Genomic DNA, 21,647 nt, shown 5'->3' on the forward strand with positions numbered 1-21,647 from the left:
GCTCCCGGCGTAGCAATCCGCCTGGGACGAGTTGGGTCTGCCGCGGGGCAGATTGGGTGATCCGCGCTATTGCCGCAGACGCTGCATCAGCGTTTCGCGATGCTGTCGGCTGCAGGGGACCTCGACACCACTGTGCAGCACCACTGTGGCATCGCCTTTGCCGCGCGGCCGCACAGCGAGCACTGCGGCGAGCGCCACCGCAGCGCCGCGATGCGTGCGGACAAATGCAGGGGCGAGATCATTGAGCAAAGCGGCCAGCGTGCGTCGTATCAGCAGGCTGCGTCCGGGAAGATGGATGTTGACGTAGTTGTCGGCCGCCTCCAGCCATTCGATATCCGCGCAGTGCACGACATGCGTTTGTCCCCGATCTGCGATCACCAAATGCGCCGGCATGCCAACGCTCGGACGAGCCGCACCGCGGACAGGCTCGCGCAACCGCTGCACGGTACGCGCGAGACGCTCCGGCTCGACAGGTTTCAAAAGGTAGTCGACTGCCTGGGCGTCGAAGGCCCGCAATGCATACTGATCGAACGCGGTAACAAATACCACCGCTGGAGCATTGTCCGGCAACGACGCTGCCACGTCGAAGCCGTCGATCTCAGGCATCTGTACGTCGAGGAAGATCACGTCCGGCTGCAACTGCGCAGCCAGCATCAGCGCTGTTGCACCGTCGGCGGCTTCGCCAATCACCTCGACATCGGGAGATGCCTGAAGCATACGCAGCAGCTTCCCGCGAGCAAGTGCCTCGTCGTCGACAATCAGTGCGCGCATGGCAGGCTCACCCCAACTATCAGGCCGTTTCCCGGCCGCAGTCGCAATTCAAGGCTCGCCTGCGTACCGTACAACGATTGCAGACGGCGCTCGAGGTTACCAAGACCCACACCACGCCGTTCAGGAAGACGCTGCAGATCCCCATCGTCCTCGAACTCGATCTTCAGCCGGTTCACACTACGCTTGATGCGTATTGCAATGTGCGTCAACGCGCTGCGCTTCTCGACAACATGACGGAAGCAGTTTTCCAGCAGTGGTTGAAGTCCGAGTGTGGGGACGCGGCAATCCTGTGTATTGGCGTCGACCTCCCATGAAATCCGGACGCGATCAGGGAAACGTTGAACCATGATGTCTGCATAGGCGCGCAGCAAAGTCAGCTCGTCGGCCAGTGACTGCTCTGGACGCTGACTTGCGTCGGTCGCCGCGCGCAACAGGGTCGCCAGACGGGTGAGCAGGATGTCGGCCGCGTCGGGATCAGTATGGATCAACGATGAAACGCTGTTCAGCGCGTTAAACAGAAAGTGGGGTTGCAGTTGCTGGGTCAGTTGTGCGAGTTGCGCCTGTCGCGCGAGGTTCGCCTGCTTCTCGGCGGCCAACCGCTCTTCTACCCACGCCCTGTAGGACCGGACGCCGAAAAGGATACCGCTGAACAACGCATAGAACATGACGAAACTCGTCGCTTCGTAGGCCATCACTTCGAGCCACGGTCCGTGCTGGTACCTGGAGCCCGCCAGTGCATAGATACCAAATCGCAACGCATACATTGCGGTGATATACGCGACCATTTGCAGCGGCATCGACGCCCAGGAGTGGAGAAACCATCGCAGCGGCTGGTTGAGAAGACTATCGCGCCAATCCCTACGCCTGATGTGCACTGCAATCAGCACCGTGGCAGCAAGCGCTGAGGTGCCGTTGTTGACAAGCGGCCGCCAGAACTGCAGCCTGCCTGACCACAGCGACTCCTGAATCCCAAGAGCCAGCATGAGTAGCCAGAACGTAGCCCACACCCAAAGCAGGCGTCGCCATAAGATCATCGGTTTGGGTTCGACGAAGAGATAACTAGTGTTCATTTCCCTGGCTCATTTATGCTCTGCCACGACACAGGTTTCGCCACGTGCCATATTTCGACCATGCCCAATGGCGGTTGCCTCACCCCCCCAGTCCTGGCGAACTCTGAATATGGTAATAGCAAAAACTTCTCCGGGGGCAATGCGAGACCCTGCCTCCGTGGACTATTGGCGATTGGCGATGGACAAGTATCACCGAAGTGCAATGGGTCCGGACAGACAAGTCGATCCACTGCGAAAATGCCTGTGTCAACTCTGTCGACTGTCGGATGGGATGCGGAGAAGAGACATTCGCGACGGATGACTGAGCGGCCGAAACTGACCGAACGGAGCCTGATGCGGTCGATATAGATGCCCAAACCGGTTTATCTATCTGCCTCAGACGTGGTCGTTCACGATCGCGATCATGAAGCCGTCCCACCCTTTACTGCCAACCGTTTGCAAAGCCGTGGCGGTCAGGCGAGGCTCATCGGCGATCATATCGAAGAAGCGGCGAACACCCTGCACCCGAGGGTCCACGCTGTCAGGATCAGTGATCGCTCCGTCTCGTACGACGTTGTCACCGATGATGACGGTCCCGGAACGTGACAGCCGAAGCGCCCATTCAAGATATGCAGGATTATTCTGTTTGTCCGCATCAATGAAAACGAGATCGAAGGGTTCTTCGGCAGGTAGTCTTGCCAAGCTCTCCAGCGCCGGAGCCACATGCAGTTCCACAACGTTGGCAAGCCCGGCCCCTTCAATATTTAATTGTGCCACTTTGGCGTGTGCAGCATCTGCCTCGAGCGTGACGACTTTGCCACCTTCAGGCAACGCGCGAGCGAGCCAGATGGTGCTATATCCGCCGAGTGTCCCGATTTCTAACACGCGACGCGCGCGTATCATGCGCGCGAAAATATGCAGTAGTTTCCCCTGGTTGGGCGCGACATCATGCGGCGGCAGATCGGCAGCGGTATTCGCGGAAAGTGCATTCTTCAAAGCATCATCAGAATGCACAAGCCGATCGACAATGTATTCATCGTCACTAGTCCAGGCAGCTTGCATATTTAACGCTCCCGACATGAGTTATAGAAGAAAGTCCTCTAGATTGCCGGCGCCCCCTTCAAGTGTCCCTTCATGGTCGACCCGGTCCGACAGCGAACGCATCAAACCGACCCATTAGGGACCTTCAGCTTTCTCGAGAACGGACATTCCGTCTAGATCAGCCAATGTTGTGTACTCTCACGCAGAGCAAGAGGCACATTAGTGCGCGCCCACAGGACCGACAGCGCCGCGAACGTCTGAGGCAATTGCAATCGATCGGCAACTAGGCTATCAACCCAGAAAGGAACAGTATGGGATACATGACAAGTGACGAAATTAACAAGCACGGCCGCCGCTGGGGCGTGCGAACGGATGTTCGCGATGGCACGAATTACCACTCGACCGAAAGTGAGCGTGAAAACTACATCGCAGCGCAGAATTCCAATGCACCTTTCCGCGTGGCGGCGCTCATCACCAGAGACGCGGCACTGCACAATCTGGCGCTTGATTTCATGCGCAGGGCCGACACGCTCGACGCGGCCGCCCGTGACACGTGGTTCGAAATGAACGAGCGCGGAATCAGGGAGTGCTGCGACTGGCCGATAGCCGTCGCGCATGTTCTGTCTACGCGCGAGCAAATTGAGAGTCTGGCGGAAGCCCGAGCGGCAGGCGAACGTCGGCAACGGGAACGTGAACGGAGACAGTAAGCCGACTATTGCCTGACGCGGTTGGCCGTAGCCGCCCCATCCGCGCCGCTCACTATGAAGTTTCGACCGACCGTTCCCTGGCCGGTCTCAGCCGTTCGGGTCCCAGCCTTTCGATAGCCAAACGTTGTCACCGAGACGATAGCCAGATAGCTGTCAGCCAGAGGTATAGGTCGGTTGACGACCCGACACGCCCGGTGCGTAAGGCTTTGCGCCGATAAACAGCGCCTTCAGATCGCCGTCCGGAGAATACAGGCTGAGCTGCCCGCGCTGCTTAAGGTTCTGGTTATACTCACGGGGATTGGTCACTCGGCAACCGGGTTCGCGTCGTTTGCGCGACTCGCCTGTCTTCGTTGAGGCCTTGTACGGCATGCCGTCGATTTCAACTCGTGTCCCGATTCGCCCCTTCTGCTATACCACGATTGCTCATCAAAGCCCCCTTCCGGACAAGGCCCATCTTATGCTGCCTCTCAGCGAACGATCCACAGAACACTTTAAGGCCACGCAGCCGGACACCCGACTCGATCTCGGACGCATTTTGAAAGCGAGGCAGGTGATTTCACGGGTGTTTCGCGACACGCCGCAATTCGATTGCCCCGCTCTTGGAGACCTGCTGGGCTGCGAACTCGTCATCAAACTTGATGACCGCGAACCCGATCGGATGCTTCAAGGGGCGCGGGGCTGATGTCGTGGTGTCACGTCTCGCAGGAAGCCCGGGGCCAAGGGGCGCCGTCTGCGCAAGCGCTGGCAATCTCGGGCAGGCACTCGCCTATAGTGGCCACGCACGCGGAATCGATGTCACGGTGATTGCGGGCACAAGCGCCAATGTCGCGAAAATTGACCGGATCCGTCGGCTGGGCGCGGCAGTCGAACTGGTCGAGGGAGACATCGAGAATGCGCGTGAGCGTGCCCGGGAAATCGCAGCCCATGGCGATGCGTTTCTCGTGGAGGACAGCGAAAACCTCGACACCTGTGAAGGCGCGGGCACCATCGGCCTTGAGCTCCTCGATGGGTTCGATCGCATCGATACAATCCTGCTCGCGCTTGGCGGAGGCGCTTTGGCCACCGGTGTGGGTCATGTCTTCAAGACCTTGTCACCAGCGACGGAAGTCGTATGCGTGCAGCCAATAGGTGCTCCTGCAATGGCCATGTCTTGGCGGGCACGGTCGATCGTTACCACTGAGCGCACCGATACGATCGCCGATGGCGTCGCGGGCCGGTTTCCCATTTCGGCGGTGCTTGGCGATCTGCTCGCCATCGCAGATCACGTCCCGCTGGTCAAAGAAGAGAGCATCGTAGCGGGCATGCAAATGCTCTATCGGCACGCTGCCCTTGTCGTGGAACCTTCGGCCGCCCTCGGCATCGCAGCAATCCTGGAAGACCCCTTGCGTTACCGCGGCAAGCGCGTGGCCGCAGTGATCTGCGGTTCGAATGTCCTGCCCGACTCATTTAGTGCATGGATGCAGGCTTAGGTAGTGCAACAAGGCCAAGCGGGGCGCTACTCACGCATGTCATGTTGGACTATCAGTAAGGAACATCTCCCGCAGTCTTGGGGCATTAGCACTTAGCCACTGCTCCTCCCCGGTTGTCAACGATCTACCCGCTGATGTCGAGCGGCTGAAAGTGGCCGAACACGGTCCGATAGCGACCGCCCCTGGTCGACCCATTGCCAACGATCGACTTGCTTTCGACGTAATGACCGATGCCAGGTTATTTTCAGCCGTTGGCAAGCGTGTTCTACGCAGCCGGAAGCGGGTCCCTGCCGTCACCCTTGCTCAGCAACATCCAATGCGGCAACAACAGCTGTTTCGCGCAAGGTTTGTTAAAGCCATCGCGAATGGAAGCTAAATCCAAGTTTACCGTTGGAGCGAAAACGTCAATGAAACGAGACGTTGAAGATAGTCTACGAAAAGTACCTTTGCCGCTGCCAGGCATCCTGTTTCGCGAAGCTGTCGCTTGGCAGACATCAAAGAGATATCTAAAGACTTTCGGTGAGTTCTGGTCGTAAGAATTTCAAAAGCCACGATACGATTAGCGCCGAAGAAGTGTGACTTGCCGCACAGAGAAGAAAATCGGCCGGATCATTATAGTAAGCGCGTAGCCCACCTCCCCGGACTCCTCGTGACTCGCGCCCGTGGGTCAACTACGCGGACGCCGAGTTTCAATCAACAGGACGCCCGTGCGCGTGCTCCCCATCGCGCTGCCTGTCACGCCAGCTCTTGTCGTCAATTATGCTCAAGCCGTCCCTGTGACGGCCCGAAAAAAACTATGGATTGCCGTAACACATGACCGGAGCCCTGATCGGGAGAACGACGACTGCGCAGCCATACTGAAATTTTTCGCGTATCTCGGGGTTGAGGTAACTCATGAGAAGGTGACATCTGCGATTCCATCGCGAAAGGAGACCGTTATGCTCGCCTGCAGCTGGTCCCCGTGGCTGCTGCTCTGATGTTGTCTGCGGGCGGCTTGAGCCCCGCAATGGCAGAAGACAAAGCGATGGACACGAAAGGTGACAGAGTCGAAAAGATATTGCTGGAGAACGATAAGGTGCAGGTTCGGGAGGCTACGTGGAAACCCGGACAAATCCGGGCGGTTGAAACCGTGGGCAACCGCGTCGTGCGCGTCAAGAAGGGCGGCACGCTTTTAAGAATTTACCTGTATGGCAAAACGAATGAAATCGTCTTTAAGACCGGCGACGTAAAGTGGTTTGACGAATCAAATGGATCAACCACGGCATATTCCATAAAGAATGTTGGCAAGACTGAGGTTGTGCTTTACGCGGTCGTTTTGAAATAGCTTTAAGCACGGCAGGGGTGGTTCGCAATTCGAGTAATTTTGAGTTTGGACACAGTCCCCTCGCCTCTGCCGTCGTTCGACGCCGCCAATACTCACCACGTGTCCAGGACATGTAGCGGGCACAGTCCAGAATCTCCTTTTTCAGTCTTGGCTTGGCGGCATCCGCTGGCGAGTATTATCTTGAATGGAGTAGACATTGAAAACGACTACCTGTTTGACTTTCGTAGCCCTCGCCTTGGGCTCGGCCGTCTGCCTACCTTGTGCGGCACAAGAGTCGGGAACCGTCAAGCCTCAAATACTTCTTCAGCAAATTGTCGAAGGCATGCCGAAAGGGGAAAAACAGGAGCTTCGCGTTTTGACAGCGAGTTTCAAACCCGGCGATAAAACCGTTTTTCATACGCACAGGTTTCCGGTGACTGTTTATGTGCTGGAAGGTGCCTTCACTTTAGAGATGGAAGGCATGGCGCCCGTCACCGTCACTCAAGGTCAGGCAATGGTGGAGCCGCCGCACGTTAAGATGACCGGTTATAACCGAAGCCTCAGCGAGTCCCTCCGTGTCGTTGTCTTTTACACCAGCGACCCGGACACACCGTTTCTTGATCCATTGCATTGATCTCCTCGGAAAGCACTGCGATATGTGCGGGCGCAGTCACCTCGCTTCGATTTTTCCCTTTGGCCGACCACTTGCCCGTAATCATCGACACGCGAAGGTCTACCGTTTGGGGCAGACCGGACGTTCGAATGCTCATTTAAAAGCGTGATCGGCCGATCGTTCATGGCCGAAAGCACCAGTTCCATACACGTTCCACAGATCTGACGTTGGAGTCCTCAACGGCAGCTTTCCGGCAAGGTGGGTGAACGCGTACTCCCGGCCATCGTCCGCCATTCGTCGGCGTGCGCCCAGAGACGCTCGAACGGCTATTCCGCACAGGCAGCGGACGTTCAATCCAGAGGGATGCGTTTGTATGTCAGCAGAGGATGACGAGCGAGCCCCGACTCGATCAAATTGCGATCACGACCTTTCCGATGGTCCGTCCTGATTCAACGAGTTCGTGGGCCGCCTTCATCGTTTCGACCTTCAGACCGTCCAGCCGTGTCGTCGCGATCGGCTTCACTCGCAGTCAGCGAGGCTAGCTGTTGGCCTAATGCTGGTATTGGAGCGGGATGAGCTCAGCATCCGCAATGTGAAGGAATGCTACTTCATCGATTTATATAGGCTTCCACGAGGCAAGCGCAAATTTTTGTCACTTTCTCTGTTGAAATCGATGTTGCCGGGGCCGTGCTATTGACTCGATTTTGCGGCGCCTAGGCGGTCCCAAGCGCCGCTCGACCGCCGGTTCCAAACCGGCGTCGATAATCTGTAGGTCCCAGACCGACGAATTTCTCGAAGGTTTTGCGAAAGAAGCCCGTGTCCTCATACCCCACTTTCCAGGAAATCTCCTTTATGGATAATGTCGTGAACTCCAAAAGCTCCCGCGCCTTCTGTATCTTCAGGCGTTGTGCGTATTCGGTAGGCTTGAGGCCGGTCGCCTTTTGAAAGCGGCGTAAGAAGGTTCTATGTCCCAGCTGTGCTTTGGTGGCCATTTGCTCGACCGTGACCGCTTGGGCGTGAGTCGTCTGAAGCCAGAGTTGAACGTCCAGGACAGCTTTGTCCCCATGATGCAGCGAGGGTGCGAAGTTCGCGTAGAAGCGTTGCTGGCGGCCCGCCGGGTCGGCGAGAAAAAACTGGGCGGTCTTCACCATGACCACAGGTCCAAGATAGCGATCCACCAGCCGTAGCCCTAAATCGACCCAGGCCAGGACTCCGCCGGCGGTGATGACATCCCCCAGATCGATGATGAGCTCGTCAGAATTGACGGATAGTTCTGGAAACCATTCCGCGAGTATCCGCGCATAGTTCCAATGCGTAGTAGCCGACCTGCCGTTCAACATGCCTGTGCGGGCGAGCATGAAGACTCCCCCGCATACTGCGCAGAGCAGAGTGCCTGAGGCGTGCTGCTGCGTTACCCAGTCAAGCAGATTCTCGGTTTCCTCCGTCTGGTGGTCGATATTGACGGGAGGAGCAATGATCAGGCAATCGAGTCGACTTGGCGGATCCCCGTGCGAGGAGAAAACGCACCCCGGTTGCGCCGAGTCCGGGCTTATTCTCCAATGACTAACCTCCAGCGTCGCCGGATGTCCTCCACCGAATTGTGCGCTGTAGTAGTTCCCAGCCTCGAATAGATCCGTGAGGCCGTGCGCTGCGGCGAGTCTGGCTCCCCCGTAGAGAAGTATCCCGATGCTCGTCTTTTGGGGGAGCGGCCGAATGGCAGTTTTGCCTGCCACTTTGTCACTTTTGTCTCTCGGCATTGCGGCCCTCCCTGACTATGCTGGTGGCGCCACCGTGTGATGGCTGTGAAACATCAACTTGCAAAGCAAAGTTTGCCAAGATCCTTGGGCTCCGACAAACGAATTAACGACCAGCTCAGATCAAGGCAAAAAACCGATGAGATAAGGAGGTGTCATGAAGCAGGCGGTCAGGAACGTGGTGTTGGTTCACGGTGCTTTTGCCGATGGCTCGGGCTGGGAACCTGTCTTCAACATCCTCAAGAAAGAAGGCTATACGGTCGCCATCGTTCAACATCCGGAGACGTCTTATGCCGAGGATGTGAAGTTTACGAAGGCTGTGATTGATCGGCAGCCTGGCCCTGTGGTCCTGGTGGGCCACAGCTACGGTGGAGCGGTCATCACCGAAGCCGGGAACCATCCGAAGGTGGCAGCCCTTGTCTATATCGCCGCGTTCGGTCTGGACACCGGAGAAAGCTGCGCCTCCATCGAACAGGACGTGCCGCCAGCCACTACGGGGATCAAGGCGACCGATGATGGCTACTTCTACATTGATCCAGCGGCGTTCCACGCGGACTTTGCCGCGGACCTTCCGGAAGCGCAAACCGCCTTTATGGCCGCGTCACAGGTGCTGATCTCCGCCGACTCCTTTACCCACAAGGTGACCAACCCTGCCTGGAAATCGAAGCCTGCCTGGTACATGGTGGCCACCGAGGACAGGTCCATTAACCCGGACCAGGAGCGCATGATGGCGAAGCGCATGAACGCGCAGACGATCGAAGTGAAGTCGAGTCATGTAGCTTACATGTCTCACGCCAAGGAGACCGCCCAACTCATCATCGAGGCTGCTAACAGCGTCCACGTCAACGAGTAGTTCTCGCGTTGAAGGGGATTTCAATGAACGATCGCCTCATCATCAAAGCAGGTGACGGCACACCAAAGAGGACGGTGCAATGAACAGGCAATCGATGCAGGTCGAGGTCGCCGATGGTGCCCTCAATGCCTACGTGGTGTATCCCGATCATCCGTCCGCGCCCGCGGTCGTCGTGCTTCAGGAGATCTTCGGCGTCAACGCCGATCTGCGTGCCACCTGCGAGGAGCTGGCTGGCAAGGGCTTCATCGCCGTCTCTCCGGAGCTGTTCTGGCGTGAGGCGCCAGGCCTGGACCTGCATTCCTGGAGCCCGGAAGAGTGGAAACAGGGGCTGGCGCTGTACGAACACTACGACTTCGACCGTGGCGTGCGCGATATCGCCGCTGTCGTCGCAGTGACTCGTGCCCTTCAGGGGTGTAACGGCAAGGTTGGCGTCATGGGTTTCTGCCTCGGTGGACTCATGACCTACCTGACGGCCGCGCGCAGCCACGTCGATGCCGCAGCCTGGTATTACGGCGGTCAGACCGAGCGCTTCCTGGGTGAGAGTGCCGGCCTCGCCGCGCCGATAATCATGCACGTGGGCGAAGAGGATGAGTTTGTCACCCCGGAAGCGCAGCGTAGCATCAAGGAAGCGCTCGGTAGCCGTCTCAACGTCGAATTTTTCACCTACCCCGGCTGCTACCACGCTTTCGCCCGCCATAGCGGGACGCGTTACGATGCCGCTGCCGCGTCCCTGGCCAATGGCAGAACGGAAGCATTTCTGCACCGCCATCTTGCAAACGCCTGACTCTTAACCAGGAGTGTTAAGTGACCGACCTGACGTACGCACCTGAACTGACGGGCTTACTGATCGTCGATCCTTACAACGATTTTCTATCGGAAGGCGGCAAGCTGTATCAGCTCAGCAAAGAGACGCTCATAAAGCTCGATGTTGTCGAACACATGCGCCAGATTCTGGCAGCAGCCCGGTCCCACGGCATGCAGGTATTCATCGCTCCCCACCACCGATGGCGCGAAACGGATACGTACGCGCATTGGAAAACGATGCCGCCCGTACAAGCCGACGCGGCCAATCATCGTGTATTTGCGGAGGGCACCTGGGGCGGATGCTTCCATCCGGATTTCGAACCGAAACCCGGCGACGTGGTGGCCCAGGAGCACTGGATGTCGAGTGGCTTCGCGAATACCGATCTCGACCTCCTACTGAAGAAATACGGCGTGCGTAAGGTGATCGTGGTTGGCTTGCGTGCCAATACGTGCATCGAGTCGACGGTCCGATTTGCCGCCGAACTGGGTTACGAGGTGACGCTGGTCAAGGACGCGATCGGGAGTTTCGGCTTCCCGGAAATGGACGCGTCGCTCAAATTCAACTTTCCACAGTACGCGAGCGCCATTCTTTCGACTGCGGAACTCATCGAGAAACTGACCAACGCGTCCAAGGAATAGCCGAGATGAGCGAAGCACAGAAAAGTGATGGCTTGATTGCGACGTCCGTGGTTGAAGCCACCATCCATGCGCCGATCGGAAGGATTGACCTTACCGAATGGGTGTTTACGTTGACCGATGCGGAATATCAGGCATGCTCAACGGCCCACATAGCAGGCGGATCAACCCTGCACGTAGACGGTAAACGTATGTCCGTCAATGTCGAGCACGTAGGAAATCTCATGATTCAGCACTACGTCGAGGACATTTCCGAAAGATCGCATTGCCGGCTGGTATCTGTATCCGATTCGATCGGTCCGACGATTGATGATCGGACCAAGGTGATCGTCATCTGGGAGTTCATCGCAGAAGCTGTCGATGCGATGACCACCAAGTTCATGAACCGCATCGAGCTTCATGTCGCGCCAGGTTATCTCGACGCACTCAAGAAGCGCGGAATCACGCTTGAACAGGCTCGAGCGTTCGCTGGTAAGGCGATTAGCCTGCACAACTCGGAAGAAGCTCCGCTCTACGGAAAAGATATCGAACGCAAAGCAATCGCCGGCCGATGGGATAAGTCATCAAGATGATCTGCTTATTGAAGGAGACACCATGAGCGACGTCCAAAAGAAAATCGCTGTCGACATGACAACTCAGGGACATTGGCGGGTCACGCTGAATAATCCTCCGATCAATGCCTTTACCGATGGTATGTACGACGAGTTCTACGATCTCGTCGGCGAGATCGAAACGGACCGGTCGCTCAAGGTGGTAACCATCGAGAGCGCAAATCCGGATTTCTTCATTGCCCACTACAGCACTGCCGAGCCACGCAGCCGTTTCGGAACTCCGCGCTGGATCGATGCCGCAACCCGGCTCGCGCACAGTGATGTCATCAGCATCGCCGTCATCCGCGGCAGGGCTCGCGGCGGCGGAAGCGAATTCACCTTGGCGTGCGACATTCGCTTCGCGAGCCAAGAGCGAGCTATTTTTGGTCAACCCGAGGTTGGGACTGGCCTGATCCCGGGCGGCGGCGCATTGCAACGTTTACCGCTTCTGGTCGGACGAGCGCGAGCGCTCGAAATCATTCTCGGTGCGGATGACTTCGATGCGACAACGGCAGAGCGGTACGGCTGGATCAACCGCGCCATTCCGGAAGCTCAACTCGATGCATTTGTCGACAACTTCGTCCGGCGCATTCTGTCGTTCGATAAGCAGGCGCTGAGCACCTGCAAAGCAACGATCAACCAGATTGGCTTGCCCGACGATACGCAGCTCCGGGCCACCGAAAATACTTTCTTCAAGACTTTTGGCTGGCCCGGTGCGCGCGAGCGTATGCCCAAGCTACTTGAGCGGGGTATTGGTAAGGCGGGTGAATTCGAGCTGAACCTTGGTCACCACATTGGTAATTTGTGAGTGTCGCGATCAGCCAGTGACTTTAGCCAGCAGATCGAGCAGCTGTGCCCGGTAGCGTTAGGCTTGCGGTAAAACCGGAAATTCGTGGGTGCCGTGGAGCAAAACGTCCGTGAAGCACGCTGCAGCCTGAGGTCGGCCATGGCCAACAAGCAACACTTCGCGATTGCGAATTAAATGACCGGTTCCTGAGAGGAACCGACGCCCGAGTGCCTGACCGACGGTGCGGATGAATGACTCCTTCTGGCCGACTGTGCGCGTTCAATATCCTACCCCGTAAGCCGCCGGTCAGAAACATCCGCCCGGGCCAGCGGTTGCTTTGTGGCTTCATGGCTCAGCGAGTGCAAGCGGCCAGGAACTGCCGATCGCTCATCCTAAAACCGCCATTCGAGCGGAGGGTTCGCATCTGAAGCTTGCCGGATGCCCCATGAAAGATCTCTGCAATTGCGATCGTTCGTGGTTCAACGAAAACTGATGAACACCAACGATCTCTTTCTGATTTAGCGGCTGCCGTTCTTGCGACGAAGCAGCGATCGATATGAAATGAAAAATGTTTGAAACACGACACGTGGCAAGTCGTGCGACTGGAGCGCTATACAGAGAGCTACTTGCATCGCCCAGTACTGATTCCGAGCAACGTGCTATCGAATTGTACGGAGGTCCTGTATCAAGGCAGAGGTGGACAGGATTGCACTCCGCCGATTCCGGTTGTTGATTGCTGTTGCGCCGCGTAACGTACTCTGTCGAAGTCTATTGTGCTCGGTGAGTTCTGCAATAGCGCGACCCCATCCCGATAGTGCTTCTGCGCGTCGATGCAGTCGACGGTCGCCAGTGCATTTGCCCAGCTCAATAGAGCGCTCACGCGTAACCATGTCACTGCCGCAGGCTGGGTGGAAAGGTCATATTCACGGTCAATATTGTAGGCTCGTTCGTAATAATCCTGGCCCATTTTCAACGCCGCTGGGCCCTTTCCAGAACGGATCATGTAGAAACCGAGATCGCGCAGTGCCATTGATGCATCGTTGGCCGTTTCTGCTGCCTTCAGAGCAAAATTTAGTAACTTCTCAGTCGACTCATATTGACCAAGTCCGTAAAGCCCTTCTGCGACACCGGTAAGATCCGCTGTTGTAGCACGAGTTCCAAGTTGTAGTCCGAGTTTCTCTGCCGTATGCAATGTACTGCTAATCTCATTATTTAGCAGTGCGGCGGCTTGAAATTCGTTTGCCGTGCCCTTATATTTTTCATGTATTTCCACCTGCTTAAAATTCAGATCCTGCAAAGACGCTAACGCCGAAGCCAATTGGGCCTGCTGGTCATGGATGTCGCGTATGCGGCTCTCATATGCGGAAATAATAGAAGTGGATAGTGACAAAGTAAATGCAAGCAGTGAAACGAGAAAAGGGTAATCCCGCCACCACGGTCGTTCTGGTCTGTTGGCAATTTCTTTCAGTGCAGCCCATTCTTTCTCGGTAAACGAGTTGATCTGTTGTCCAATTGGCGTCGCGGTCATCTTATGTCTCCCATCAGCCAACAAATATTGCCAAGTTTTATACAAAATTCACACACCCTGTATGCAACCGAAATTCCAAAAAATTGACGGAAACATTAAATCACTCTTATTCGAATCAGAAAGTTAACTGAAAACCACTCCTGTGGGCTTAGAATCCGCTGCATTGCATTTCCCGGCCAAGGGTCTCGTACAATTGCTGCTGCGATCTGCTGCGCTCCCAATCCATTCCTTGCCCATTGCAAACTGGTAAGCACCATCGCATGGCCCATTGAACCGATAATCAGTGGCATGTTATTCGCGAGGTCTTGGGACGCTGTGATGACATTCGCACTGTATACGTCCCCAAAGACCCTGAAAGGGTTACCTTCCGTGTCCACCCATGGACGGTTCAGGTCGGCAACGATTTGTTGAGGCTGGCCAGGTAGGTTGACTATTTCGCCCCATGTTTCTCTCACGATTTCAACTTGCGGTATGTAGTGCCCGTAATAACGGAAGACAGCCTCTATGCAGGCCGCCCAGCACCATTCGGGCATTTGCTGGATCGCTACGGGAGCGACCGACGCTGCGAGGCCCGCCTCGCACATTTGGATTCCGGGAGGCATGACCGGCCCGCAACCTACGTATGTGCGCCCAATTGTCGGCACGGCCGCTAATGATGCGCCCAACGATCTGGCCAAGAACGCTCGTCGGTTCACGGGGATTCTCCCTGATGGAAGAGAACTAACAGATACTGCAATATCACGCTCGCTTATGTGCGATTCACCACCTTCCCGGCAATTACTAGTCCTTTCCCGATCGCGCCACTACAATCAAATTCATCAGCAACAGGTGATGTCCGCGCCTCGGATTTTTCTTGATCTCAGATCAGTCGAAGTGGGTGGTCGAAAAGCAAACCCGCTCGCTCACAAACACATCCCAGAAAAGGAAGTTTGGTAGTTGGTGTCGCGAATGGGCTGCAAATAGCACCAGACTGACGAACCGCCTGACGCTATAGATTCGACTGGATGACCAAGGCAAATTCGCCGTTATATCAGAGCCACTGACGCGCGAACATGCAGTCAGTTTTGTTTGCCTCTATTCCATGAATTATTAGGCGAATGAGGAAATCACGTGCTTGCCATACGGAAATTGATATCGCGGCGATTATGATCAATGGGTATGTCACGGTTACGGAAAGCGGACACCCGGGCGAGTTGGTTCGATTGCGTCATAGCCCTCCTCTTCATATCCATGAGCGGTTGCACCGAGCAACTGCTCGACATCCGGAACCTCCCCACATCTCTGACGGCCCGATCGACGGGAACGGGTCGGTACCGGTCCCCGGCCGAGTCGCCAGTTCAGTGTTCGTGAGCGCCGACGTCGGTGATCACGTTACCCGAGAGCGACCAGAGTGGGCGTCGATCTCGCGCATCACCTCGGCGCGGCAGCTTTTTATGGTCCGCTCGCTCAGATAGAGATCAGCCGCGATTTGCTTGTTCAGTCGACCAGCAGCGAAACCACGTAACACCGCCATCCACTCGCTGAAGCTGACGGCGGCTTACAGGGTCCTTGTTCACACCACTCGACCACACCTCGTTATCGGCCAAGGCTTCGGGGGGAAGGCCGTCTTGACGCGCAGCCGAGTTGATTCACCACGCCCGGAATCAAACCTGCCACCATCTTGCTGGCAAGCGTAAAGGGCCGTTGGCTGCTGGTGGCCAACACGACATGCTGCCGGAAAGCGCGTTCCGCAAGGGGGACCGCGCTAAAGCGGCCGCTTCCGAGCTCATCCGCAATGGCATGCGGTGGCAGAACGCTCGCGCACTCGTGCTCGCGCAGCATGCTCATGACGATAGTGGACGATCCTGCCTCCAGGATCACATTGGCTGCGATTCCTTTGCCCCGGGTCTGTTCATCGAGAAGATTGCGAATCGCATTGGGTGGGATGGGAAGGACCAGCGGAATTCCAGCAACCGATTGCAATGGCAAGCTGGCGGGCCATCCGGCATCGCCATGCCGTGCCTCCTCGACTCCGAGGAAGCGGGCCAGCACCTCACGGCGTCCCACCACGCACAGTTGCGCTTCGAACAGTCGACGGTAGCTGTTGCTGCCCTCCGCACGATAACGGTTGAGCACGGCGAGATCGAGGCGTCCCTGGGTCAAGGCCGTTTCCATGTCCCCACTGTAGCCCTCCAGTATCCGCAACCGCACCTGCGGATATTGCGTTGCGACTTCGCGATACAGCGCGGAAGCAAGGAAGCCCGCTACGCCCGGCACGAGCCCCAAGGTCACGATCCCGCTCGGCATGCACGCCCTCTCACGGCTCGAGCGCGCCAATTCCTCGGCCATTTCCAGCAAGGTCTCGATACGAGGTAGTACCTCGGCTCCGAGATCAGTCGGTTGCAAGCCGCGCCCGGTCCTGTGAAACAGCGGGCCACCGAGCGCGCGTTCCATCTCGCCGACCTGCCTGCTCACCGCGGACTGAGCAAGACCCAGTTCGGCCGAAGCACGCGTGACGCTGCCCGCGCGAGCTACGGTCACGAGCGCCCGCATGGATTTGAGGGTCAATAGTTCGGCGGCTGTTTCGGGTGTCGGCATAACATCTCCATTCGAGATAGCTGGTTTGCGCTATTAGGCATTGGCGTGTCCTGGGCCGACAAGTAGAGTTTTCTCCAACGCAATGGAAACGCCCGGGTCCGCGCAATCGTTCGCGAATGCGAGGTGCCCTCGCCGCCATGTCACGCGCAAAGATGTGCAACAGGCATTGCGTCACCAGGAGGAGACATGCGGACAATCAGTGAGAGATGGCGAGCCTGGATCATCGTGGCCATGCTATTCCTGTTCATGGTCGTCAATTTCGCCGACAAGGCCGTGATCGGGCTCGCGGCCGTCCCGATCATGCACGACCTTTCGCTGACGCCGGCACAGTTCGGTCTCGTCGGCAGCAGCTTCTTTCTGTTGTTTTCGATCTCGGGAATCTGCTTCGGCTTCCTCGCCAATCGGGTGAAGACGAAATGGCTGCTGACGCTGCTTTCGCTGATCTGGGCGCTCATCCAGTTTCCGATGGTGGGCACCGTCACGCTGCCGCTGCTCGTTTTCTGTCGCATCGTGCTAGGGCTCGGCGAAGGGCCGGCTTTCCCGCTGGCGCTCCATGCCTGCTACAAATGGTTCGACGATCGCAGGCGCGGACTGCCGCACGCCATCGTCCAGCAGGGGGCGAATACCGGCATGATGATCGCCGGTCCACTGCTGACTTTCATCATCGTGCGGTATGGATGGCATCACGCGTTTCTTGCGCTCGGCGTCGTTGGTGTTGCGTGGACGGCTCTCTGGGTGCTGCTGTCCGTCGAAGGGCGTGTCGATGAAGTGCCTGCCGACGCTACCGCGTCGAACGCATTGTCCGACCGCGTGCCCTACAAGCGGCTGCTCGCGGATCGAACGTTGATCGGCAATCTGATGCTCTCCTTTGTCGGCTATGCCGCCATCTCGATCTGTTTCACGTGGTTTCCCGCCTATCTGCGTCTAGGTCTCGGGTATTCCGCGACGTCTGCCGGCTGGCTGTTCTCCCTGATCATCGCGGTACAGATCCCGGTCACGCTCGCGCTTTCGTGGTCGTCGCAGCGGATGCTCGCTCACGGAATTTCGTCGAGAGTCGCGAGGGGCTTGATCGCGAGCGTCGGCGCGCTGGTCGCGGGAATCGCGTTCTTCTCCACGGTCGTGGATGCCGCACCGGCCTTCAAGGTCGTCTGCCTCGCGATTGGCAGCGTCACGAGTCAACTGATTTTCGTCTTCGGCCCGTTGATGATCGGCGAGGTCGTCCCTGCGCCGCAACGGGGCGCGATGCTGAGCATCAACAATTCAATCGCCACGATCGCCGGGTTGATTGCGCCGGCGCTCATGGGGCATGCCGTCGGTGCCGTGCACGGTATGTCCGCCGGCTATGAGATCGGCTTCGCCGTACTCGGGAGCCTGCTGTTGATGTGCGCACTCGCCGGCTTCAGGCTGCTCGATCCGGAGCGATCGAAGCTCGGCGTGGCCCGAAACTGGACACCCGGTCGGCACGATGCTCCGTCGTCGCAGCCCGCCGTCGATGTGTAAGGACCGCACTCAATCGCCGCCGTAAGGAAGCCGTCCAGGCGGTACCGATTTTCTGATTAAAGCGAGGACGCTGATATGGCTGGACCGCTCACGGGCCTTCGGGTGCTCGACATTGCGACAATCATCGCCGGACCGTCGGCCGCCGCGCTGCTGGCCGATTACGGCGCGGACGTGGTCAAGGTCGAATTACCCGGCGCTGGCGACGGCGCGCGCGGATTCCCTCCGCACAAGGACGGCAAACCCCTCTGGTGGAAGGTGACCAATCGGGGCAAGCGCTTCATCACGCTCGATCTGCGCAAGGCGGAAGGCGTAGCCATGCTGCTGCGGATGTTGCCGAAGTTCGATGTGCTGATCGAGAACTTCCGGCCGGGCACACTCGATCGCTGGGGATTGACTAAAGAAGCGCTGTACAAAGCGCAGCCTTCGCTCGTGATCCTGCGCGCGACTGGCTTCGGCCAGACCGGCCCCTATCGCAACCGGCCGGGATTTGCCCGACTGTTCGAGGCGATGGGCGGCCTCACGCACATCAGCGGCGACGCGGATCGCGAGCCGACGCATACCGGCTATCCGGTCGCGGACAACGTGGGCGGCCTGTTCGGCGCGATCGGCGTGCTGGCGGCACTGTGGCGGCGCGCTCGCGATCCGGATGCGCCGGGCGAGGAAATCGATCTGTCGCTGACCGAAGCGACACTGAAGTTGCTGGAGTTCCTGCCGATCGAATACGAACAGCTCGGTGTGGTCCGCCAGCGCTCAGGAAATGCCAATCAGTATTCGGCGCCAGCCGCCGTGTACCGCACGCGTGACGATCACTGGGTGTCGCTGTCGGGCAGCACGAATGCGATGTTCGCGAACAACTGCCGTGCGATCGGCCGTGCGGACCTGGTCGACGATCCCAGATTCGACTGCAATATGACCCGCGTGAGCCACGCGGCGGAATTGAACGCGGTCTTCGCGGACTGGTGCGCCCGGCACACGCTCGCGGACGTGCTAGATGCGTTCGAGTCGGCGCAAGGCACGATCGCGCCGATCTACGGTATCGATCAGATCGAGCAGGATCCCCATCTGCGCGCGCGCCACGCGATCTGCGATGTGCCCGACCGGGACTTCGGCACCGTCCGCATGGCCGGCGTGGTGCCGCGGTTCACGACCGCGCCGTGCGAAATCCGCCACGCGGGAGGCGATCTCGGTAGCAGCAATGCCGCGTTCTATTCGACCGAACTAGGTCTCGACAACGACACCCTCGAACGACTGCGCGCGAGCGGCGTCATTTGAAAGGAGAGAAAGCATGCCCTTGAATGCCTGCAATCATCCGCTCGTGCAACTTGCGCCCGAAGAGGCGGAACTGCTCGCGCGCGTACGTCAGCTCGTCGCCGGACAGATCGGCCCGGATGCTGCGCGCGTCGCGCGCGAGGACGTCTTTGCGTGGGAGACGTTTCGTCTGCTTTGCGCAGAGGGTGTTGTCGCGACGGCGTTTCCTCGCGAGTACGGCGGCACGGACGCGAGCATGTTGCTGCGCGTACGGATCATCGAAGAGCTGGCGTCGGCTTGCAGCACGTCTGCATCGCTGATCACGGGAACGGATCTGTCGTCGCGCCCGATCCTCGCAGGCGGCAGCGAATCGCTGAAGCGGGAGCTCGTGCCGGATCTCGCGAACGGCACGCAGCAAGCGGCGTTCGCATTGACCGAGCCGGGCGCCGGCAGCGACGTCGCGCGGCTTGCCGCGCGTTACGCTCCGGCGGATGGCGGCGTGATCATCAATGGCCGCAAGAAATTCATCACACGCGCGAGCGTGGCGGACGTCTTTGTCGTGGTCGCGCGCGAGGACGCCGGACCGGAGGGCTCCAAGGGGCTCTCCGCGTTCGTCGTTCCGCGCGCGGCGCCCGGCGTGACGGTATCCGCGGATATTCCCAAGCTCGGCTGGCACGGTGTCCCGATCGCGATGGTCGATTTCGAGAATGTCCATGTGCCGCGAGGCGCGCTTCTCGGGCGCGAAGGGGAAGGCATGCGGTTGGCGCAGGATACGCTGCTGCGCGCCCGCATCGGCCACGCGGCGATCGCCTTGGGCCGCGCGTGCGGCGCCTTGCTCATCGCGAGTCAGTACGCCAACCAGCGCAAGGTGTTCGGCCAGTCAGTGGGCAGTCACCAAGGTATCCAATGGATGGTCGCGCAGATGGCGGCGCGGATCGAGGCTGCGCGCTGCCTCGTCTATAGCACCGCGCAGCGCTATGACCGCGGCGATGCCGATGTCGCCGCGCACGCTTCGGTCGCCAAGATGCATGTGACGGATCTGTGCATGAACATCGTGGTCGATTGCCTGCAACTGCTGGGCGGCAACGGCTATCTCAAGGCCTATCCGCTGGAGCGCTTCCTGCGCGATGCCAAGATGAACCAGATCGGAGAGGGCACGAGCGAGATCCACAAGACGCTGATCGGCCGCTACGTACTCGGCATGGCGGCCCAGATGCCGCAGCATCCCTGCCTGGACTTCGAACCGGATCTGCACTGCCATGACTGATCCGCTGACAAACAATCTCTGCACGCGGCTCGGTATCCGCGTTCCGGTCTTCGGGCTCGCCCACCGGATCGAAGTCGCGGCGGCGATTTCACGGGCCGGCGGGCTCGGCGTCTATGCCGCCGCGCGCGACGGCCCGAGCGAACTAGAGCACAAGCTGCGCGGGCTGCGCCAACTGTGTCCCGATCATCCGGTCGGGGTGGACCTGCTGCTGCCCACCGGGCTGCCCGAACACAATACGCGCGAATCGGTAGCGGCGGCGCTGCCGCAGTCGCATCGCGACTTCGTGCAGGAACTGTTTGCGCGGTACCAAGTACCGCAGGCGACGCGTGGAAACTTTTTCTCGCAATACGTGCGCTCGCAGGCACTGTTCGAAGAGCAAGTGGAGGCGGCGGTGGCGAGCGGAGTCGAAGTGTTCGCCGCAGGTGTCGGCACGCCGCCAGGTGTGCTCAGGCGTGCGCGAGATGCCGGGCAGCATACGATCGCGCTGGTCGGCAGCGTTCGTCATGCACAGAAGGCGCTCGACGCGGGAGCGGAGATTCTCGTCGCGCAGGGCTACGATGCGGGTGGTCACACCGGCCCGATCGGAACCTTCACACTCGTCCCGCAGGTTGTCGCGGCCGCGCAGGGGCAGCCGGTGATCGCAGCGGGGGGAATCGGGACGGGCGCCCAGGTCGCCGCGTCGCTTGCCCTGGGTGCACAGGGTGCATGGCTCGGAACACTCTGGCTCGGCACGCGAGAGCACGAACTGCCGCCAGCACTCGCGGCCAAACTGATCAATGCCCGAAGCGAGGACACCGTCATTACGCGGGCACATAGCGGCAAACCGTGTCGTGTCGTACGCAGTGCATTCAGCGACGAGTGGGAACGTCGTGGCGCGCCCGAGCCGCTCGAGATGCCATTCCAGCAAGCATTGACGGGTGAACTGCTCGCCGCCGTCGAAGAGCATGCCATTGAGCCACTGATGTATGAGGCCGCTGGCCAGAGCGTGGCCTGGCTGCGTGACATCGAGCCTGTAGCCAACGTCATGGAGCGGTTGTTGCGGGAAACCCGCATGGCCCTTCGATCGCTGACACGCTACACGGAGTGAGCCTCGCGACCGTATACTCCCTTTGGCTCTTGCCGTACTCCCGTTGGATCTTGAGCCTCGATA

22 protein-coding genes are annotated in these 21,647 nt (G+C 58.7%); 14 read left to right on the forward strand and 8 right to left on the reverse strand.

Features of this window, described 5'->3' with window-relative positions; genetic code table 11:
- Positions 1–66 precede the first annotated feature (66 nt).
- The 3 genes from B9Z01_RS28180 to B9Z01_RS28190 form a co-directional block, all read right to left on the reverse strand.
- Positions 67–771, reverse strand: a complete 705-nt coding sequence (locus B9Z01_RS28180) for a LytR/AlgR family response regulator transcription factor (protein ID WP_085488846.1) — start codon at positions 769–771, stop codon at positions 67–69.
- Positions 759–1,841: a sensor histidine kinase gene (locus tag B9Z01_RS28185; protein WP_085488847.1), complete on the reverse strand. Its 1,083-nt coding sequence runs from the start codon at positions 1,839–1,841 to the stop codon at positions 759–761. Before B9Z01_RS28185 ends, B9Z01_RS28180 begins: the two co-directional genes overlap by 13 nt.
- Before the next feature lie 375 nt (positions 1,842–2,216).
- Positions 2,217–2,882 (reverse strand): O-methyltransferase, encoded by a 666-nt coding sequence (locus B9Z01_RS28190; RefSeq protein ID WP_085488848.1) that lies wholly within the window; start codon positions 2,880–2,882, stop codon positions 2,217–2,219.
- A gap of 299 nt (positions 2,883–3,181) precedes the next feature.
- Between B9Z01_RS28190 and B9Z01_RS28195 the strand changes: the two genes are divergently transcribed.
- On the forward strand, positions 3,182–3,568 hold the full coding sequence (locus tag B9Z01_RS28195; protein ID WP_208626260.1) for a hypothetical protein: 387 nt from the start codon (positions 3,182–3,184) through the stop codon (positions 3,566–3,568).
- A gap of 153 nt (positions 3,569–3,721) precedes the next feature.
- On the opposite strand, the gene B9Z01_RS35155 is transcribed toward B9Z01_RS28195, so the two are convergent.
- Positions 3,722–3,874, reverse strand: a complete 153-nt coding sequence (locus tag B9Z01_RS35155; protein WP_208626262.1) for a hypothetical protein — start codon at positions 3,872–3,874, stop codon at positions 3,722–3,724.
- A 151-nt stretch (positions 3,875–4,025) separates the two neighbouring features.
- On the opposite strand from B9Z01_RS35155, the gene B9Z01_RS35940 reads away from it, so the two are divergent.
- From B9Z01_RS35940 to B9Z01_RS28210, 4 genes are all read left to right on the forward strand, one after another.
- On the forward strand, positions 4,026–4,250 hold the full coding sequence (locus B9Z01_RS35940) for a hypothetical protein (protein WP_208626265.1): 225 nt from the start codon (positions 4,026–4,028) through the stop codon (positions 4,248–4,250).
- A complete protein-coding gene (locus tag B9Z01_RS28200; protein WP_208626268.1) occupies positions 4,207–5,037 on the forward strand; it encodes a threonine ammonia-lyase in 831 nt (276 codons plus the stop codon). The genes B9Z01_RS35940 and B9Z01_RS28200 overlap by 44 nt, the downstream gene beginning before the upstream one ends.
- A gap of 961 nt (positions 5,038–5,998) precedes the next feature.
- Entirely contained in the window at positions 5,999–6,361 is a 363-nt protein-coding gene (locus B9Z01_RS28205) for a hypothetical protein (RefSeq protein WP_085488850.1), read from the forward strand.
- Between the two features lie 196 nt (positions 6,362–6,557).
- A complete protein-coding gene (locus B9Z01_RS28210) occupies positions 6,558–6,974 on the forward strand; it encodes a cupin domain-containing protein (protein ID WP_085488851.1) in 417 nt (138 codons plus the stop codon).
- Positions 6,975–7,666: 692 nt separating this feature from the next.
- Here the strand turns inward: B9Z01_RS28210 and B9Z01_RS28215 are convergent.
- Positions 7,667–8,710 carry a GlxA family transcriptional regulator gene (locus B9Z01_RS28215; protein ID WP_085488852.1) on the reverse strand — a complete coding sequence of 348 codons (1,044 nt, stop codon included), beginning with the start codon at positions 8,708–8,710 and terminating at the stop codon, positions 7,667–7,669.
- Between the two features lie 154 nt (positions 8,711–8,864).
- Between B9Z01_RS28215 and B9Z01_RS28220 the strand changes: the two genes are divergently transcribed.
- The 5 genes from B9Z01_RS28220 (at position 8,865) to B9Z01_RS28240 (ending at position 12,398) form a co-directional block, all read left to right on the forward strand.
- Positions 8,865–9,560, forward strand: coding sequence for an alpha/beta fold hydrolase (locus tag B9Z01_RS28220; protein ID WP_085488853.1), 696 nt, complete (start codon positions 8,865–8,867; stop codon positions 9,558–9,560).
- Positions 9,561–9,639: 79 nt separating this feature from the next.
- Positions 9,640–10,344 carry a dienelactone hydrolase family protein gene (locus tag B9Z01_RS28225; RefSeq protein ID WP_244196175.1) on the forward strand — a complete coding sequence of 235 codons (705 nt, stop codon included), beginning with the start codon at positions 9,640–9,642 and terminating at the stop codon, positions 10,342–10,344.
- Between the two features lie 20 nt (positions 10,345–10,364).
- Positions 10,365–11,003, forward strand: a complete 639-nt coding sequence (locus tag B9Z01_RS28230) for a cysteine hydrolase family protein (protein WP_085488855.1) — start codon at positions 10,365–10,367, stop codon at positions 11,001–11,003.
- Between the two features lie 5 nt (positions 11,004–11,008).
- Complete coding sequence (locus tag B9Z01_RS28235) at positions 11,009–11,572, forward strand: hypothetical protein (RefSeq protein ID WP_085488856.1); 564 nt, start codon at positions 11,009–11,011, stop codon at positions 11,570–11,572.
- Positions 11,573–11,594: 22 nt separating this feature from the next.
- A complete protein-coding gene (locus B9Z01_RS28240) occupies positions 11,595–12,398 on the forward strand; it encodes an enoyl-CoA hydratase/isomerase family protein (RefSeq protein WP_085488857.1) in 804 nt (267 codons plus the stop codon).
- A 664-nt stretch (positions 12,399–13,062) separates the two neighbouring features.
- Here the strand turns inward: B9Z01_RS28240 and B9Z01_RS35160 are convergent.
- The 3 genes from B9Z01_RS35160 to B9Z01_RS28260 all read right to left on the reverse strand — a co-directional run bounded on the left by B9Z01_RS35160 (position 13,063) and on the right by B9Z01_RS28260 (position 16,482).
- Complete coding sequence (locus tag B9Z01_RS35160; protein ID WP_143809090.1) at positions 13,063–13,905, reverse strand: hypothetical protein; 843 nt, start codon at positions 13,903–13,905, stop codon at positions 13,063–13,065.
- 1,366 nt (positions 13,906–15,271) lie between these two features.
- Complete coding sequence (locus B9Z01_RS36710) at positions 15,272–15,418, reverse strand: LuxR C-terminal-related transcriptional regulator (protein ID WP_085488860.1); 147 nt, start codon at positions 15,416–15,418, stop codon at positions 15,272–15,274.
- Between the two features lie 62 nt (positions 15,419–15,480).
- Complete coding sequence (locus tag B9Z01_RS28260; RefSeq protein ID WP_085488861.1) at positions 15,481–16,482, reverse strand: LysR family transcriptional regulator; 1,002 nt, start codon at positions 16,480–16,482, stop codon at positions 15,481–15,483.
- 186 nt (positions 16,483–16,668) lie between these two features.
- Between B9Z01_RS28260 and B9Z01_RS28265 the strand changes: the two genes are divergently transcribed.
- The 4 genes from B9Z01_RS28265 to B9Z01_RS28280 all read left to right on the forward strand — a co-directional run bounded on the left by B9Z01_RS28265 (position 16,669) and on the right by B9Z01_RS28280 (position 21,584).
- Entirely contained in the window at positions 16,669–17,982 is a 1,314-nt protein-coding gene (locus tag B9Z01_RS28265) for an MFS transporter (protein WP_085488862.1), read from the forward strand.
- A 75-nt stretch (positions 17,983–18,057) separates the two neighbouring features.
- A complete protein-coding gene (locus B9Z01_RS28270; RefSeq protein WP_085488863.1) occupies positions 18,058–19,254 on the forward strand; it encodes a CaiB/BaiF CoA transferase family protein in 1,197 nt (398 codons plus the stop codon).
- Positions 19,255–19,267: 13 nt separating this feature from the next.
- Positions 19,268–20,497 (forward strand): acyl-CoA dehydrogenase family protein, encoded by a 1,230-nt coding sequence (locus tag B9Z01_RS28275; RefSeq protein WP_085488864.1) that lies wholly within the window; start codon positions 19,268–19,270, stop codon positions 20,495–20,497.
- Complete coding sequence (locus B9Z01_RS28280; protein ID WP_085488865.1) at positions 20,490–21,584, forward strand: NAD(P)H-dependent flavin oxidoreductase; 1,095 nt, start codon at positions 20,490–20,492, stop codon at positions 21,582–21,584. The genes B9Z01_RS28275 and B9Z01_RS28280 overlap by 8 nt, the downstream gene beginning before the upstream one ends.
- Positions 21,585–21,647: the final 63 nt, after the last annotated feature.

It is taken from the genome of Paraburkholderia susongensis (assembly GCF_900177725.1).
Lineage (GTDB): Bacteria > Pseudomonadota > Gammaproteobacteria > Burkholderiales > Burkholderiaceae > Paraburkholderia > Paraburkholderia susongensis.

What these genes read in the sequence shown, in the direction of transcription:
- B9Z01_RS28180 (WP_085488846.1), bottom strand. Translation starts at nt 771, where the DNA reads ATGCGCGCACTGATTGTCGACGACGAGGCACTTGCTCGCGGGAAGCTG.
- B9Z01_RS28185 (WP_085488847.1), bottom strand. Translation starts at nt 1,841, where the DNA reads ATGAACACTAGTTATCTCTTCGTCGAACCCAAACCGATGATCTTATGG.
- B9Z01_RS28190 (WP_085488848.1), bottom strand. Translation starts at nt 2,882, where the DNA reads ATGCAAGCTGCCTGGACTAGTGACGATGAATACATTGTCGATCGGCTT.
- B9Z01_RS28195 (WP_208626260.1), top strand. Translation starts at nt 3,182, where the DNA reads ATGACAAGTGACGAAATTAACAAGCACGGCCGCCGCTGGGGCGTGCGA.
- B9Z01_RS35940 (WP_208626265.1), top strand. Translation starts at nt 4,026, where the DNA reads ATGCTGCCTCTCAGCGAACGATCCACAGAACACTTTAAGGCCACGCAG.
- B9Z01_RS28200 (WP_208626268.1), top strand. Translation starts at nt 4,207, where the DNA reads ATGACCGCGAACCCGATCGGATGCTTCAAGGGGCGCGGGGCTGATGTC.
- B9Z01_RS28215 (WP_085488852.1), bottom strand. Translation starts at nt 8,710, where the DNA reads ATGCCGAGAGACAAAAGTGACAAAGTGGCAGGCAAAACTGCCATTCGG.
- B9Z01_RS28220 (WP_085488853.1), top strand. Translation starts at nt 8,865, where the DNA reads ATGAAGCAGGCGGTCAGGAACGTGGTGTTGGTTCACGGTGCTTTTGCC.
- B9Z01_RS28225 (WP_244196175.1), top strand. Translation starts at nt 9,640, where the DNA reads ATGAACAGGCAATCGATGCAGGTCGAGGTCGCCGATGGTGCCCTCAAT.
- B9Z01_RS28235 (WP_085488856.1), top strand. Translation starts at nt 11,009, where the DNA reads ATGAGCGAAGCACAGAAAAGTGATGGCTTGATTGCGACGTCCGTGGTT.
- B9Z01_RS28240 (WP_085488857.1), top strand. Translation starts at nt 11,595, where the DNA reads ATGAGCGACGTCCAAAAGAAAATCGCTGTCGACATGACAACTCAGGGA.
- B9Z01_RS35160 (WP_143809090.1), bottom strand. Translation starts at nt 13,905, where the DNA reads ATGACCGCGACGCCAATTGGACAACAGATCAACTCGTTTACCGAGAAA.
- B9Z01_RS36710 (WP_085488860.1), bottom strand. Translation starts at nt 15,418, where the DNA reads ATGGCGGTGTTACGTGGTTTCGCTGCTGGTCGACTGAACAAGCAAATC.
- B9Z01_RS28260 (WP_085488861.1), bottom strand. Translation starts at nt 16,482, where the DNA reads ATGCCGACACCCGAAACAGCCGCCGAACTATTGACCCTCAAATCCATG.
- B9Z01_RS28265 (WP_085488862.1), top strand. Translation starts at nt 16,669, where the DNA reads ATGCGGACAATCAGTGAGAGATGGCGAGCCTGGATCATCGTGGCCATG.
- B9Z01_RS28270 (WP_085488863.1), top strand. Translation starts at nt 18,058, where the DNA reads ATGGCTGGACCGCTCACGGGCCTTCGGGTGCTCGACATTGCGACAATC.
- B9Z01_RS28275 (WP_085488864.1), top strand. Translation starts at nt 19,268, where the DNA reads ATGCCCTTGAATGCCTGCAATCATCCGCTCGTGCAACTTGCGCCCGAA.
- B9Z01_RS28280 (WP_085488865.1), top strand. Translation starts at nt 20,490, where the DNA reads ATGACTGATCCGCTGACAAACAATCTCTGCACGCGGCTCGGTATCCGC.